The sequence below is a fragment of the Natrinema versiforme JCM 10478 genome (assembly GCF_000337195.1).
GTDB lineage: Archaea > Halobacteriota > Halobacteria > Halobacteriales > Natrialbaceae > Natrinema > Natrinema versiforme.
Genome location: NZ_AOID01000047.1, coordinates 38642 through 52765 on the forward strand (window position 1 = coordinate 38642; position 14124 = coordinate 52765).

Annotated in this window: 14 protein-coding genes and 2 tRNA genes; 6 read left to right on the forward strand and 10 right to left on the reverse strand. The window is 65.7% G+C overall.

Features of this window, described 5'->3' with window-relative positions; translation table 11 throughout:
- Positions 1-178: 178 nt before the first annotated feature.
- Complete coding sequence (locus tag C489_RS14840) at positions 179-1240, reverse strand: zinc-dependent alcohol dehydrogenase family protein (RefSeq protein ID WP_049890928.1); 1062 nt, start codon at positions 1238-1240, stop codon at positions 179-181.
- Positions 1241-1339: 99 nt separating this feature from the next.
- Positions 1340-2347 (reverse strand): DUF5784 family protein, encoded by a 1008-nt coding sequence (locus tag C489_RS14845; RefSeq protein ID WP_006432132.1) that lies wholly within the window; start codon positions 2345-2347, stop codon positions 1340-1342.
- Positions 2348-2527: 180 nt separating this feature from the next.
- On the opposite strand from C489_RS14845, the gene C489_RS21620 reads away from it, so the two are divergent.
- Positions 2528-2701, forward strand: coding sequence for a DUF5786 family protein (locus C489_RS21620; protein ID WP_006432133.1), 174 nt, complete (start codon positions 2528-2530; stop codon positions 2699-2701).
- Between the two features lie 146 nt (positions 2702-2847).
- On the opposite strand, the gene C489_RS14850 is transcribed toward C489_RS21620, so the two are convergent.
- The gene (locus C489_RS14850) at positions 2848-3900 is read right to left on the reverse strand and encodes a YkgJ family cysteine cluster protein (protein WP_049890916.1); all 1053 of its coding nucleotides are present in this window, start codon (positions 3898-3900) and stop codon (positions 2848-2850) included.
- Between the two features lie 123 nt (positions 3901-4023).
- Here C489_RS14850 and C489_RS14855 point away from each other — a divergent pair, with 123 nt between their 5' ends.
- Positions 4024-4269 carry a DUF7561 family protein gene (locus tag C489_RS14855; protein WP_006432135.1) on the forward strand — a complete coding sequence of 82 codons (246 nt, stop codon included), beginning with the start codon at positions 4024-4026 and terminating at the stop codon, positions 4267-4269.
- Positions 4270-4416: 147 nt separating this feature from the next.
- Here C489_RS14855 and C489_RS14860 read toward each other — a convergent pair.
- Positions 4417-4505, reverse strand: a tRNA-Gly gene (locus tag C489_RS14860).
- A gap of 201 nt (positions 4506-4706) precedes the next feature.
- On the opposite strand from C489_RS14860, the gene C489_RS14865 reads away from it, so the two are divergent.
- Positions 4707-6563 carry a helicase C-terminal domain-containing protein gene (locus tag C489_RS14865; RefSeq protein ID WP_006432136.1) on the forward strand — a complete coding sequence of 619 codons (1857 nt, stop codon included), beginning with the start codon at positions 4707-4709 and terminating at the stop codon, positions 6561-6563.
- A gap of 20 nt (positions 6564-6583) precedes the next feature.
- On the opposite strand, the gene C489_RS14870 is transcribed toward C489_RS14865, so the two are convergent.
- Positions 6584-7039: a DUF5814 domain-containing protein gene (locus tag C489_RS14870; RefSeq protein WP_006432137.1), complete on the reverse strand. Its 456-nt coding sequence runs from the start codon at positions 7037-7039 to the stop codon at positions 6584-6586.
- 180 nt (positions 7040-7219) lie between these two features.
- On the opposite strand from C489_RS14870, the gene C489_RS14875 reads away from it, so the two are divergent.
- Positions 7220-7291 (forward strand) — tRNA-His (locus C489_RS14875).
- A gap of 304 nt (positions 7292-7595) precedes the next feature.
- Positions 7596-7949, forward strand: coding sequence for a hypothetical protein (locus C489_RS14880; RefSeq protein ID WP_006432138.1), 354 nt, complete (start codon positions 7596-7598; stop codon positions 7947-7949).
- A 33-nt stretch (positions 7950-7982) separates the two neighbouring features.
- Here C489_RS14880 and C489_RS14885 read toward each other — a convergent pair whose 3' ends face one another.
- On the reverse strand, positions 7983-8831 hold the full coding sequence (locus C489_RS14885) for an alpha/beta fold hydrolase (RefSeq protein WP_006432139.1): 849 nt from the start codon (positions 8829-8831) through the stop codon (positions 7983-7985).
- Positions 8832-9090: 259 nt separating this feature from the next.
- Between C489_RS14885 and C489_RS14890 the strand changes: the two genes are divergently transcribed.
- Positions 9091-10371 carry a hypothetical protein gene (locus tag C489_RS14890; RefSeq protein ID WP_006432140.1) on the forward strand — a complete coding sequence of 427 codons (1281 nt, stop codon included), beginning with the start codon at positions 9091-9093 and terminating at the stop codon, positions 10369-10371.
- A gap of 58 nt (positions 10372-10429) precedes the next feature.
- On the opposite strand, the gene C489_RS14895 is transcribed toward C489_RS14890, so the two are convergent.
- The 4 genes from C489_RS14895 to C489_RS14905 all read right to left on the reverse strand — a co-directional run bounded on the left by C489_RS14895 (position 10430) and on the right by C489_RS14905 (position 13934).
- Entirely contained in the window at positions 10430-11293 is an 864-nt protein-coding gene (locus tag C489_RS14895) for an aldo/keto reductase (protein WP_049890930.1), read from the reverse strand.
- Between the two features lie 185 nt (positions 11294-11478).
- Positions 11479-11601: a hypothetical protein gene (locus C489_RS22885; RefSeq protein WP_275039578.1), complete on the reverse strand. Its 123-nt coding sequence runs from the start codon at positions 11599-11601 to the stop codon at positions 11479-11481.
- A gap of 40 nt (positions 11602-11641) precedes the next feature.
- A complete protein-coding gene (locus C489_RS14900; protein ID WP_006432142.1) occupies positions 11642-12808 on the reverse strand; it encodes a class I SAM-dependent methyltransferase in 1167 nt (388 codons plus the stop codon).
- Entirely contained in the window at positions 12801-13934 is a 1134-nt protein-coding gene (locus C489_RS14905; RefSeq protein ID WP_006432143.1) for a 60S ribosomal export protein NMD3, read from the reverse strand. The genes C489_RS14900 and C489_RS14905 overlap by 8 nt, the downstream gene beginning before the upstream one ends.
- Positions 13935-14124: the final 190 nt, after the last annotated feature.

Sequence of the window (14124 nt, forward strand, 5' to 3'; positions counted from 1 at the left end):
TACGACTACTTGCGTTCAACACTGCGGTCACCGCAAGCACCCGCGAGCGACCGTAGGGAGCGAGCGGGCCGACGACTGATGTGAGCGAGCATCGCGAGCGAACGGAAGGAGGAGTGCTTTTATACTAAATTTTGCCGAGGGCGCGGCGAAGCCGTGCCCGCAGAGCAAAATTTAGGTTCTAGAAATTGTCGATGACTGGAATCCCGACCGTTTCGAAGTCGGTCATCGACTCGAGTTTGTCGCTGACGTCCTCGAGACCGATGGTTTCGGAGACGACGGCTTCGGGCTCGAGTTTGCCGGTCGCGACCATGCGGAAGATTTCGTCGTAGCGGGTCGGGGGCATGCCCAGCGAGCCGATGAACTCGATTTCGCTCATGACCATCGCGTCCGATGGGAGGGTGATCATCCCTTGCTCGTCTTGGGTGGTGAGTCCGACCTGGATGTGCTGGCCGCGGGTGCCGAGGCTCATTACGGAGTTCTGGCTGGTCGTTTCGATACCGAGGGCGTCCATTGCGATGCCGGCTCCGCCGTCGGTGATCGATGTGACCTCGCCGGGCACGTTCTCGACGTCTTCGGCGTTGACCGTTTCGACGGCCCCGAGTTCCTCGGCTTTCTCGAGTTTCTCGTCTTTCAGGTCGACCGCGACGACGTTGCCGCCCAGCGCGTCGGCGATGTGGACCGCAGAGAGGCCGACGCCACCGCAGCCGTGGATCGCGACCCAGTCGCCGGCACCGATATCGGCGCGGTGTGCCAGCGCGTGAAACGAGGTCATGAACCGACAGCCGAGCCCGGCCATGTCGACCGAGGAGACGCCGTCGGGGAGTTTCACGAGATTATGGTCGGCCACGGGAACGTGGAGTTGCTCGGCGAAGGCACCCTGTGCCTCCTCGATGAAGCCAAGCGGCATCACGTTCTCACAGGTATTGGAGTGGCCCCGCTGGCACTGCGGGCAGACACCGTCGCCGAGGTTGAACGGAACCGCGACGTGGTCGCCTTCGGAGACCTGCTCGACATCGTCGCCGACGGCGATGACCCGGCCGGCGGGCTCGTGGCCGAGGATCTGGCCGGGCTGGGTCTCGAGTCCGAGCCATCCCCAGTCGCCCTGCCAGCCGTGCCAGTCGCTCCGGCAGACGCCGCAGGCTTCGACGTCGACGACCGCGCCGTTCGGTGCCGGCTCCGGGGCGTCGACCTCTTCGATCGATAGCGGTTCCGCGTGCTCCTCGAGGACTGCTGCGCGCATGTACATGATTAACTATGTCATAGTACAAATACACCCCACCTCGTCGCAGGCAGTGAGAGGACGGCGAAGCCGACAGTATCGAGCGCGGTAGCGATCGATTCAGTCCAAAAACTCCATCGCGTCGCCCAACTCGAGGGGGACCGCGCCCTTCCGATACCCCTCGACGTGGCCGTTCGGCCGGACGCGGTAGACGACTGCGGGGCGGTGGCGCACGTCGGGCTGTTCGCCGCGGACCGCACTCCACGAATCGTCTCGGAAGCTCGAGCAGTCGACGAACAGCACCGCGCCGCCGCCGTGTTCGGCCAGTTGGCCGTTGGTCTTGGTCTCGGCGGTGTCGCGGACGGCCGCCACGGGACCCGAGGCGGCGCGGTTGCCCGGCGGTTGCGGGCGAGTGACTTCGACGAGGACGTTGGTCTCGCCGCGTTCGGCCCGGAAATCCAGCGAGTGCCCGGTCGTGACTTCGATCTCCGGGACGACGCCGTACCCCGCGTCGGTGAGGATCTTCGCGGCGATGAACTCGGCCATCGCGGCGCTCATCCGGACGCGGTCGACGTGGTCGCTGGTTCCGAGCTTGCCCGACATGACGTGTCGGTACTCGTCGAGAACGCCACTCTGGAGGAATTCCTCGAAGAAACGAGTGGTCTCTCGCCGGCCGGCATCGGGAAAGCCGGCGGCGTGCTCGCGGAAGAACGCTCGAGTCGAGTGACGGCCGTCTTTGGACATGAAAACCGGCAGGAAGAACCACGAGAGGTGCGGGTAATCGGCGAGCCACGGGTCTTCTTCGTGGAGCGTCGCGGTCAGCTCCCGTTGGGCCCACCGCGAGACGTGGTAGGGGACTTCCCGCCAGCCGAACTTATCAGTCTTCCAGAGCGCGGAGGGCGTTTCGGTGTTGCCCATCCAGTAGGCTTCCGAGTCGGTGCGTGCAAAGAGGGAGATGTCGCCGTTTTGCATCTCGAAGCGGTGTGTCTGCCAGTCGCCGCCGATCTTGAACCACGGCGAGACGGCTTGGGCACCGATGTTCGATTGGAGCGACTGGAGAATGTCGTGTCGTACTCGCCCGTCGCTCCACGACTGGGGCGAATAGCGAAAGCGAAGCGGCCGTGCCACGGGCGGTATTACGCCGCGGGGACGCATATATCGTTCGTTGTCACCTGTCGCACGAATCGTCCGATTCGACGCCGAATTCGTGTAATCGTTACGGGAACCGCGATACGTTTTACGCGATCAGCGGATGTGATAGACCGTTACATTAATAATCGCGACGGCCCTACCATGTCTATACTTACCATGCCAATGGGTGCCTATGACGAAGACGAACACGAGCGCCGCGAACAACAAGCCTCGAAGGTCGACACCGATTTCGACGACGAGCGGACGATTTACCGCGGCGAAGTCGAGTACGATTCCGGCGACTCCACCGAGGAACTGCTCGACCGGTTCGAACAGATGAAGTCGGACTAGTGCCGACCGACGGTGGGCTTCTCCTCCTCTTTTCGTCGGGGTTTCCGCAGGGTGAGTGTCCAGTCCAGTCGTTCCGAGTCCCAACTGCGCTCGAGTACGTCCGCCGTCGAATTCCGACGAACTCAACCGAACTCGAGTCGAACCGGTCACTCGAGGTCGTCCCAGCCCGGTGTTTCGGGTGCGCCGCGATCCGTTTCGACGATGTCGGCGACGGTCGGTGACGGAACGGTCTCGCCGGCCGCCCGGTAGCGCCGGGTCCAGTCGCGGATCGCCGGGCCGACCCAGGCCGTCTCCTCTGCAGCGGTCGAGTCGCCGTCATTGTCCGTCCTCTCGAGCACCTGTGCTTTCGCCCGCTCGTAGTGATGGTCGGAGATCGCCAGCGTTCCGGGACTCGAGCCGGCGGCGACCGCGATGGCTTCCGCTCGATCCGCCCGCGTGAGGTCGCCGCTTGCGGCTCGGTCGATGATCCCCTCGAGAGCAGCCGGCTCCGGGTGGCAGAAGAGTTTCGCGCCGATCGCCTGTGAACCGAGCAACAGTCCGTCCGGATCGTCGTGATCGGCCTCGAGCAGCCGATCACCGCCGAACGCCGCCTCGACGCGTTCGCATTCCGTCGCCTGCTCGAGTGCGAGGTTGTGTTCGGGGTAGGCCCTGCACTCGTCGGGATAACGGTCGCTCCCGTGGATCCGACACTGCAGCGTCGTCGGATCGAGAAAGACGCAGGTTGAGAGCCACGTCGGCTCCTCGCGCCCGAACGGGGCCACCGGTTTCGGCGGTTTTCGGAGGCCGACGAAGAAGACCGGTCGGCCCGCGATGGCGGCGACAGTGTGGTCGTCGATGTCGACGCCCTCACCATCGCCCTCGTCCTCTCCGGGGGACGCATCGCCTGAACGCTCGTCGCGGGCGTCCCAGAACCGCGGCGTCAGCGCGTCGGCCATCCCTACCTCGAGGAAGGCCCGCACCTCGTCGCGGGTCAAGGGGACGAAGTTCGCGTCGTCGTCGAGCGGCTCACGAGCCGATTCCCGGTCGTCGTCGCGCTCGCCGAACGGCTTGCGGCGTCGCTTGCGTCGGTAACTGGCCTCGCTCTTGCCCTCGGTTTCGGCGTCGGTACCTCGAGTGGCGGCCGTCGCGTCGTCCTCGCCGTCGAGCAGCGGCCGCCAGTCCATGCAACAGCCCGCACAGCCCTCGCAGTTCACCTCCATAGGCGGCGGTATGCCGCTGTGGCCTATAACAGCTGTGCGGGCTCGCGCCGCCGCGGGGGCTCGAGCGCCCCGACCGAGTCCGACGGGAGAACGACTTTCACCGTCGGCCACCCACGCCACCGTATGTCGAAGGATTCCTGTGACGGCTGCGGCCGAACGGTCACGGTGTCGGGCGGGATCGCCAACCTCTGGTCGTTCGGCACCGACGCCGGCACCGTCGGGACCGCGATGACGCTGGAACTCGAGGACGGATCGTCGCACCTGCTGTGTTATCCCTGTATCGAGGCGCTGCCGGACTATCCCACCGTCGAGGACATCGAGCGGTTAGAGCAGGTCGACGAGGAGACCTCGCAACTCGGCGTGCTCTAGCATCGATCGTGGCGACTCGGCCACAGTCGTCGGCCGCAAAAATGTCGGAGCGGAGCGTGGAGGCGAGTGTGACGGTCACGGCGCACTGCGCCGTGGCGATGCGAGCATGACGGCCCGTAGCCGTCCACGGCATACCGTAACCGTGAGCGGAAGGGGTGGGATTTGAACGCCACGGGGCGAAATGCCGCCGCGGAACCAAGTGGCACCGCGGTGCTCTACCGCTGAGCGACCCTTCCGCACCTCGATCCGACGGCGGAGTTCGTCTTTGTAATCAGCTGATTACCCGCTCGCTGACAGCCAATCGTCTCCCGTAGGTGGGCGATACCCGACGGTAGCCGGTGGTTTCGACGTTCATATCGCCGTCCGTGGTTCGAAGATCTCGCACCGGCCGCAACGGTCCGCAGCATTTAGGACGCGGCCGCCCCGTGAGTCCAACGGTGAATCCCGAGCGGATCTTCGAGGAGTTTCCCGCGCCGAGTTACCGCGGGACCCAACAGCAGGCCCTCCGCGACATTCGCGACGCGTTCGCGGCCGGCAACGATGTCGTGCTCGTTCGCGCGCCGACGGGCAGCGGCAAGTCCCTGCTCGCCCGCGCCGTCGCCGGGTGTGCCCGCCGCGCGGACGAGGGCGACCCCAGCGACGCCACCCGGGCCTACTACACGACCCCGCAGGTCTCCCAGTTGGACGACGTGGCGGCCGACGACTTACTGGCCGATCTCAACGTCATCCGCGGGAAATCGAACTACACCTGCATCCTGCCGGAGGAACGCGACACGCCGGTCAATCAGGCCCCCTGCGTGCGAGAGCGGGGCTACGACTGTTCGGTCAAACACCGGTGTCCGTACTTCTCGGACCGGGCCATCGCGTCGAACCGCGAAATCGCGGCGATGACGCTGGCCTACTTCATGCAGACCGCCGGGAGCGAAGTCTTCCGCAAACGCGACGTCGTCGTCGTCGACGAGGCCCACGGCCTCGCCGAGTGGGCCGAGATGTACGCGACCATCCAGCTCGGCCCGCGAACCGTCTCGTTCTGGGACGACCTCCGCGTCCCCGAGATCGACGGCATCGAACGCGCTGTCCGCTACGCCGAGAACCTCGCCGGCACCTGTGAGCGCCGCAAGGACGAACTGCTCGCACAGGACTCGCTATCCCCCGGCGAGGTGCGTGAACGCGACCGCTTGCAGGAACTCATCGGCGAACTCGAGTGGTTCGTCTCGGACTACCGCGATCCCCAGAGTCCGACAACGTGGCTGGTCGATCAGTCCGAACTGCGGTCGGGCACACGCAATGGCGATGCTGAGAGTGACGAACCGCAGGGCGGCCCGCTGACGATCAAGCCGATGAACCCCGAGAAGTACCTCCAGCACACCGTCTGGGATCGGGGCAACAAGTTCGCGCTGCTCTCGGCGACGATCCTCAACAAGGCCGCGTTCTGTCGACAGGTCGGGCTCGACCCCGACGATGTCGCGCTGGTCGACGTCGAACACACGTTCCCCGTGGAGAACCGGCCACTGTACGACGTGACACAGGGGAAGATGACCTACGAGGAGCGCGACGAAACGACGCCCAAAATCGCCCGCACCATCGTCCGGCTGATGCAACACCACCCCGACGAGAAGGGGCTGGTACACGCCCACTCCTACAACATTCAGGAGCGCCTCGCCGACCTCCTGCGGGACTTCGGCGTCGGCGACCGGATTCGGACTCACGACCGCGACGGCCGCGACGCCGCCCTCGAGGAGTGGAAAGCCAGCGACGACCCCGACGTCTTCCTCTCGGTGAAGATGGAGGAAGCGCTGGATCTCAAGGGCGACCTCTGTCGCTGGCAGGTCCTCTGTAAGGCCCCCTTCCTCAACACCGGCGACTCGCGGGTGGCCCACCGACTCGAGGAGGGCCAGTGGGCGTGGTACTACCGCACGGCGCTCAGAACCGTCATTCAGGGCTGTGGCCGGGTCGTCCGCGCGCCCGACGACTACGGGGCGACGTATCTCGCGGACTCGAGTCTGGTGGACCTGTTCGACCGCGCGAAGACGGACATGCCGGACTGGTTCGAGGCGCAGGTCGACCGCATGGAGCGGCCGGACCTGCCGGCGTTCGAGCCGCGGTCGGCGCTGGACGGGACGGCGTCGGGAACCGGCGGTCGATCCGGTTCGGGCTCTGGAACTGCGAGTCGAGGACGAGCCAACGAGGCAGACTCCGGCGGCCGCGACGGCCGATCGTCGTCGCGCTCGAGTCGATCGGGACGATCCTCTCGCTCGAGTCCGTTGGCGGACGTTTGGGATACGGACGAATAGCGGCGACTGGCGGGTCGATTCTATCGCTCGAGTTCTCGTTTCGCCTGCCGAATCTCGTCGTACTTCTCATCCGCGCCGTCGACGCGAGCGAGGCCCTCCGCGGCCTCGAGGGTGCGGACGCCGTTATCGAGGAAGGAGAGCACGTCGCCCGAATAGGCATACACCATGTAGTCGTCGGTCATCACGTCGACGATCGCGTCCGGCCCGAGCCCCTGTGCGCGTAGTTCGAGCAGATACTTGATGAACTTCCGCTCCGGGCAGCCACAGTAGGGATTGTTGTCACACCCGCAGTCGAGGAAATCCTGCGTGAAATCGAGCACCCGATCGCGGGTCGCGTCGTCGAGTTTCTCGAGGCCGTCACCCTGGAAGAGCATGTCGAGCGTCGCGCCCTTGAACGCTCCCCTGGGGATATTCGTCTCGAGCTGGGAGCTGAGCTGCCGGTGGTTCTTGATGTAGATCTTGTCGGTGATAGCCACGCGTTGGCGATCCTAGGGGCTGTGGGTCGAAAAACGTCCCGGTCGCGAGCGGACACGAGTGCGACGAGAGAGTCCGACCCGCACGCGGCGGCCGGAATCGCGCGGTATGGCTCCCCACACCGTATCGAAGAGTCGTAACGTATTTGAGTCCAACCGGCCGTAGGATAACCTGTACGCGTGTCCGGGTTGGGGTAGTGGTTATCCTTCAGCCTTGTGGAGGCTGAGACGCGGGTTCGATTCTCGCACCCGGACTTTGTCGCCGCGAACAAATCCGTGAGCGGCGCAAATCCTCAGAGAATCGAACCCTGGGAGAGGCAGCCCGCGCAACGGAGTGAGCAGGAACCTCTCCCTTCGGTTCGGTTCTCGCACCCGGGCTTTTTCACGACGTCCATCGGGCAGAGTGGCAAAGCTGGACGGCGAGATCGAACCAGACGAGTCGCGCGCAGCGGGCACGTCTCGGCGTGGTTCGGTTCTCGCACCCGGACCGATCGAAGCTCGAGGACGAACCGGTTCGCTGACGCGCAGGTTTTTATATATCGTTCCGTCAGTAGCAGACATGACTCGCGGATTGGAGCCCACGGAGGAGTACGACGGCTCCATCGTCGTTCGGCTGTTAGACGACCAGAGCGGAACCGAGCGGGTTCGCTGTCCATCGTACGAGGACGCGATCGCCGTCGTCAAGGAACACCACCGCTCGGTCACGGTCGCGAAGATCGTCGACCGGGACGGCGAGGTCGTCTTTACCTCCGCCGGGATGGATATCGACGACTGGGCGACGGAGTGGGAGCACGCGAAACGTCGCCTCTCCGTCGACGTCGAGGAGTACGACTGCCCGTACGACAACATCGCCTGTGTCGCCGACGACCACTGCATCCAGTGTCAGATCGACGCGGTACAGGAACAGTACTGAACTCGAGTTCTACGGTTGTCAAGGACGACTCGTTTACGCCGCATCTTCGAGAAATTCGGTCAATCGTTCGACGAAGTAGTCTGGTCGTTCCTCCGGGATCCAGTGGCCGGCACGCTCGACGACCTCGCCGTCGACATCGGTCGCGACCCGTTCCATGTCCCTGATCGGGAGCTCGCGAAAAGAGGCTTCGCCGCCGAGCGCGAGAACGGGAATCTCGAGGAGGTCTTCGGCGTGGTCCCGATTGTGCTCGGCGTCGGTCTCGTACGCGCGGTAGTACTCGAAGCCGCCCCGCAGGCCGCCGGCCTGCGAGTAACAGCGAACGTACTCGTCACGGGCGTCGTCGTCGATCGCAGACGGGTCATACGCCCCTTCCCCGTAGAACCAGTCGAGATAGAGCCGTTCCCGGCCAGCAACCAGCCGTTCCGGGAGGTCGCGGACGCCGTGAAAGCGGGTATGCCAGAGCTTTCGTTTCCCGTCCTCGTTGATCCCGGGAAGGCCCGCCTCGAGGACACAGAGTGCGCGTACCTCGTCGCGGTACTGGGCGGCGTACGCGTAGGCCGTCGGCATCCCCCAGTCGTGGCCGACGAGCGCGATTGGTTCGCCGTCGAACTTGAGGTGGGAAACCAGTTCGCGGACGTCGGTTGCGACGGTATCTTTGTCGTACCCCGAAACGGGTGTCTCGGAGTCGCCCAGCCCGCGGAGGTCCGGTGCGATGACGGTATAGTCGTCGGCTAAGGCGGGAATGACGTCTCGCCACTCGTACCACGTCTGTGGCCAGCCATGGAGCAACACCAGCGGCGGGCCCGCGCCGGCGGTCACGTAGTGCAGTTTCGTTCCGTTGACGCGGGCCCGGCCGTGTTCGATACTGTCACACGAAACCATACGACAACATTACGAGGTCGAGGTATCAGTGTTCGGGCGCGACTCTCTCGGACCCGCGACTGACCGTATCCCCAGACAGAGGTCCGTCCGCGCGCTCCTATCGATCGAGAACGGAAATAGACGATCCAGCCGAGTGTCTCCTGTGACGGAATCCTCCCGTTCGATGAAGCCTACGGACGAAAACGATGGGCGAATAGTTGGACCGGTCGGCGGCTTTGTCATGCGCCCGCGTTTAGGAGCGCCGGCCCGTACCGCGCGTATGGCGGATACCCAGCACGGCGGCATGCTCGGCAACACGCAGCAGAACGCGGCGCTCGCCTGGGTAATCACGGTCGCGCTCGTCGTGCTCGCACTCAATCACGGGCTCGCTGATTCGTACCGCTGGCTTGCCTTTACCGGCTTTGCGGTCGCGATCGTCTTGCTCCCGGCCGCCGCGTTTCGGGATCCGCTCGTGATGCCGCCGTGGGAACTGCTGGTCCTCGTCTTGCTCCCCGTCGTCGACGCGACGGTCCTCGGCGAGACGTTTCTGACGTCGATCGCGATCTACGTCGCCGTCGCCGCGATCGCGCTCGTCGTCACCGTCGAGATCGATCGGTTCACCGCGGTCCGTATGAATCACGCCTTCGCGGTCGTGCTGGTCGTACTCACGACGCTGGCCGTCGCCGGCGCGTGGCACGTCGCCCAGTGGCTCGCCGACGTGACATTCGGGACGAACTACATTCTCGACGGGCGGTCACAGGACGTGGCCAACCACGACCTGATGGTCAACTTCGCGTACGCGGCGATCGCCGGCCTGTTCGCGGGCGTGGTCTTCAGCCGGTACTTCGGATCCTACGGAGATGCTATCGAGACCCAGCGGACGCCGACGCCGCGGGAGACCTCCCCCGATTCCGAACCGGACCCCGTCCCGACGCTGATCCGCGATCAGCTAGACGCCCCAGAAGCAGTTGTTCGGGGGCTCTCCCGGGTCATGCAGGTTTCCCTCGCCGTCCTCCTGCTGTACGGGTTCGTCACCCTCGATCTGACGACGGTCTCGAACGCCGCCATCGCGCTCGGGATCACCTTCCTCCCCGCCATCCTCGAGCGGGACTACCGGCTCACGCTCGAGCCGGGGCTCGTGTTCTGGCTCACCGCAGCGGTGTTTCTTCACGCGCTCGGCTCGGCCGGTCTGTACGCGCTTATCAGTTCGTGGGATAGCCTGACGCATACGATTTCGGCGTCGATCGTCGCCGCGGCGGGGTATGCCGTCGTCCGGGCGATCGACCTCCACACCGACGAGATCTATTTCCCGCCGGCGATGCTGTTCGCGTTCATCCTCGTCTTCGTCCTCGCCTTCGGCGTCGCCTGGGAGCTGCTTGAGTTTACCCTCGACTGGAGCGCACAGCAACTCGGTATCGAGGCCGTCGTCGCCCAACACGGCCTGAACGATACGATCGTCGACCTCGTCTACGACGTCGTCGGGGCCGTCGTCGCCGCGGTCTGGGGCTCGTTCTACCTCACCGCGCTCTCCCAGCGTCTCGCCGCTCAACTCGACGGCTAACGGCCGCGATGTCACTCGAGTCGACGAACGACTCGGCAGCAATCGAAACCGGAGCGGCTCAGTCCGCCGCTTCGGTCAGTCGCTGTACCTCGTCTTCGGCGAGCGAGAACTGCGAGGCGGCGACGTTCGACTCGAGGTGGTCCGGGTCCGACGTGCCCGGGATCGGGAGGATGACCTCGGAACGCTCGAGCAGCCACGCCAGCCCGACCTGTCGGCGCGTCGCGTCGTGTTCCGCGGCGATCTCGTCGAGGAGGTCGCCGTGTTCGTCCAGGTCATCGCCGTTGATCGGAGCCCACGGGATGAAGCCGATGCCCTCGTCGTCACAGATATCGAGGACCTCTTGGCTCCCGCGGTCGTCGAGGTTGTACCGGTTCTGGACGGTCGCGATCTCGACCTGTTCGCGGGCTCGATCGAGGAGTTCGGCGGAGACGTTGCTGACGCCGACCTCGTCGACGACGCCCTCGTCTTTGAGTTCCGCGAAGGCCGCGACGGAGTCCTCGAAGGGGGTGTCCTCGTCGTCGGGCCGGTGGAACTGGTAGAGGTCGATGGTATCGGTCTGGAGCCGATCGAGCGACGTCAGCGCCTGATTCCGGATGTAATCGGGATCGCCGTGGGCGATCCAGTCGCCGTCGCGGTTGCGCAGGAGTCCGGCCTTGGTCGCGACCAACACGTCTTCGGGGTCGCCGATCGCCTCGCCGATGAGGCGCTCGCTGGCGGCGGGGCCGTAGGAGTCGGCCGTGTCGATGAGATCGACACCGCAGTCGACGGCGTGTCGGACGACCTCGCGTGCGAGCTCCTCGTCGTCGGGCGCACCGATGATGTCCTCGCCGGTGAGCCGCATCGCGCCGAATCCCAGCCGGTGGACGGTCGAATCGCCGATTTCGAACGTGTCGCTCTCGTTTGTGATCGAGTTGCTGCTCACGGGCGTACTGACAGCCTCGCGCCCCTTGAGGGGCAGGCTTCCCCGAACGGAATGCCGGTTCCCCTCGACCAGCACACTCGAGGCCGTCGTCGATACGGACTCGGGATGAGAATAGCTGGCTCGCTGTTTCTGGTTTCCCAGTGTGTCCGTTCTGTGGGACTGTGAGCCAGCGGTCAGTCGGGGCCTCAGAAGATCGCCGTCGCGCCCCACGCGACCATCGAGGACACCATGAGAACCGCGAAGACGAGCGCGATGAGCTGATTCTTGTCCATAGATAACGGGATTCGCTCCGCGTGTATCAATCTCACGACCGCCGCCGCGAGCCCGTCGCGGGCCGCTGGCGACCCGCTACGCGAACCGGGCGTCGACAACGACGTGTGCGACGCCCGCGCTGTGGCTCTTTACGCGGCGTTTCTCGAGTACCTCGAGTTCGCGCCCGGCGGCGGTGCCGGCGGCCTCGAGTCGCTCGAGCGGCCGGTCCCAGAGCCGCGACTCGGGGGTCGCCTCGTGGTAGTGGACGACGCCGCCGGGGACGAGCGCCGCGAGGGCGTCTTCGAGGAAGTCGTGTGCTTCGTCCGTTCGCGAGCCGTGGTCCGGGCTCTCGTCCTCGGCCCTCGAGCCGTCGGAACTGCCGTAGTAACCCATGACGACCCGGTCGGCCTCGATCTCCCCGGCGAGGTCCCGACAGTCGGTCATGTAGGCGTCGACCCGGTCGCCGACGTCGTTGAGCACGGCGTTCTCGAGCAGGTAGCGGAAGGCGGTCGGGTTGATCTCGGTCGCGGTCACCCGTGCGCCGGCCCGGGCCATCGGGAGCGTGAAGTAGCCGATGCCGGCGAACATGTCGAAGACGTGCTCGTCGGCGCTCCCGATGTCGCCCATCCGAACGCGCTCGGCCTGATTGCCCGGCGAGAACATCACCGTCGCGGGGTCGAGTCCGTACCGCGTTCCGTGCTCGGTGTGGATCGTCTCCGTGTCCTGCTGGCCCGCGATGAGCCGGGTGCGGGGCTCGCGGAAGGTGCCTGCCGCACCCTCGTTCGCGATCCCCTCGTCGGCCAGTACGCTGTCGGCCTCGCCGTGGAGTTCGAGCAGCGCCTCGCCCAGTTCGGCCTCGTCGGGACAGCCCTCGGGTACCGTCACGAGGATCACCGAGCCGATCACCGCCCACGAGCCCGGCACCGACTCGAGGTCTGCGTCGCTCCAGCCCCGATCGGCAAGCAGGGCTTCCAGATCCGGATTCCGCGGCTCGGGCTCGAGTTGCCGGACGACCTCGAGCACGTCGGTTTCGGCTGGCGGCTCGGTGACCGGGAGCGCGACCCTGTCGGGGCCGTCTTCGCGCACGCGCCGCGAATCGTCGTACACCCCCTCGGCGCGGAGCGACTCGGCGGCCGCCTCCGCTCGGGGTTTCTCGACGACCGCGGCCAGCGGGCCGTCGGCCGTCGCCCGCTCGAGGACCTCGTCGACCGCGGGCTCGAGGGCGTCGTCTGTCGACGGGTCCGCCGCGTCCTCGTCAGTCATTGCTCTCGTCGCCCTCGTCGGGCAGAATGTGCAGCCCAGCGCGGCTCTTCAGGACTGGCACGGTCTCGACCCCGGGATCGAAGTAGTCCGGCCGCGAGACCGTTTTGGCTTGAAACGTCTCCGGGTCGAGTACCTGCACCGCGTTGTCGTCCTCGACGGTGACGACCGTCGCTTCGGCCGCGTCCTCGAGGTCGCCGAGCCTGCGCGCCTCGGGCGAATTCCCCTCCTCGTAACTCGCCTCGTAGCGCTCGCCGGTCGTCACGCGGACGCCCTTGAGGTTGCCGCGGGCGCTGCGGACGAGGACGGGGCCGCCGTCGTCGTCGGCGAGGTCGATGACGTCGCCGGGAGTGTAGGGCGGCAGGCGGACGGCGAATGTGACCCGATAGACCTCGTTGCCGTCCTCGTCTTCCGTGACCAGCGTCTCGGCGTCGTTGACGGTGCCGCCGAACTCCTCGATCATCTTGTTCGAGATCTTCTTCCCGATCTTGTTGGTCGAGACCTTGACGTTCAGCCCGTCGTCGGTCTCGCCGACCTCGGTGACGAAGGCGTTGCGGTCGCCCGTGGCCTCCATGTCGGCGACGATCTGGTTCGCGATCTCTTTCGCTCGGTCGATCTCCTCGGTCGTCGGGGTCCGATCTTCGGCGCGGATCTGGACGATGCTGGCGTAGTAGTCGCCGGCGATCCGTCCACACCGGGTACAGGTCTGGCGGGCGATCTTGACCGGTACCGTCACCTGCTCTTCGACCGGCGTTCCCCGCACGACGCCCGTGAAGTAACAGTGCATCCGGATCGTGTTCTGGTCGACCTGCTCGGGATCGATCTGCCACGCGACGTCCTCGACGTCGACGTGGACGCCGAGCGCCTCGCTGACCTCCTCGATCGCGATGTCGGTGTAATCTTCCGCACCGACATCGACCCACCGGTTGCCCCGGTGGACCGCACCGCACCGGGAACAGACGCGAACGTCGATCCGGTCCGGGGCGTCGACGAAGTCGAAGTCCTCGAAGTAACAGGCGTCACAGAGCTCGACTTCCGCACCGGGCCGCAACGGATCGTTCGCGTCGCTCGCCGACCGCTCGGGAACTGGGTCCCCACACCGGGGACAGAACGCACGCGATTCACTCATTGGCCCCGTTTGGGGTCTCACGGAGTTAAGGACCCCGTTCTCCCGACTCGAGGGAATCGCCCACGGATACCGTGTCCGCAATCGTAAGCCACATATCACGTCCGGGGAGTATCACGCCGCGTAATGCAGGACGCGACTGTCGCCCGATCGATGGCTTGCTCGAGTCGACCGGCTCGCCGCGGAGGCGAGC

Bases quoted from the DNA above. Each gene is read 5' to 3' on its own strand.
- C489_RS21620 (WP_006432133.1), top strand. From the start codon at position 2,528: ATGCCAATGGGTGCCTATGACGAAGACGAACACGAGCGCCGCGAACAA.
- C489_RS14900 (WP_006432142.1), bottom strand. From the start codon at position 12,808: ATGACTGACGAGGACGCGGCGGACCCGTCGACAGACGACGCCCTCGAG.
- C489_RS14850 (WP_049890916.1), bottom strand. From the start codon at position 3,900: ATGGAGGTGAACTGCGAGGGCTGTGCGGGCTGTTGCATGGACTGGCGG.
- C489_RS14890 (WP_006432140.1), top strand. From the start codon at position 9,091: ATGGCGGATACCCAGCACGGCGGCATGCTCGGCAACACGCAGCAGAAC.
- C489_RS14855 (WP_006432135.1), top strand. From the start codon at position 4,024: ATGTCGAAGGATTCCTGTGACGGCTGCGGCCGAACGGTCACGGTGTCG.
- C489_RS14885 (WP_006432139.1), bottom strand. From the start codon at position 8,831: ATGGTTTCGTGTGACAGTATCGAACACGGCCGGGCCCGCGTCAACGGA.
- C489_RS14905 (WP_006432143.1), bottom strand. From the start codon at position 13,934: ATGAGTGAATCGCGTGCGTTCTGTCCCCGGTGTGGGGACCCAGTTCCC.
- C489_RS14840 (WP_049890928.1), bottom strand. From the start codon at position 1,240: ATGCGCGCAGCAGTCCTCGAGGAGCACGCGGAACCGCTATCGATCGAA.
- C489_RS14880 (WP_006432138.1), top strand. From the start codon at position 7,596: ATGACTCGCGGATTGGAGCCCACGGAGGAGTACGACGGCTCCATCGTC.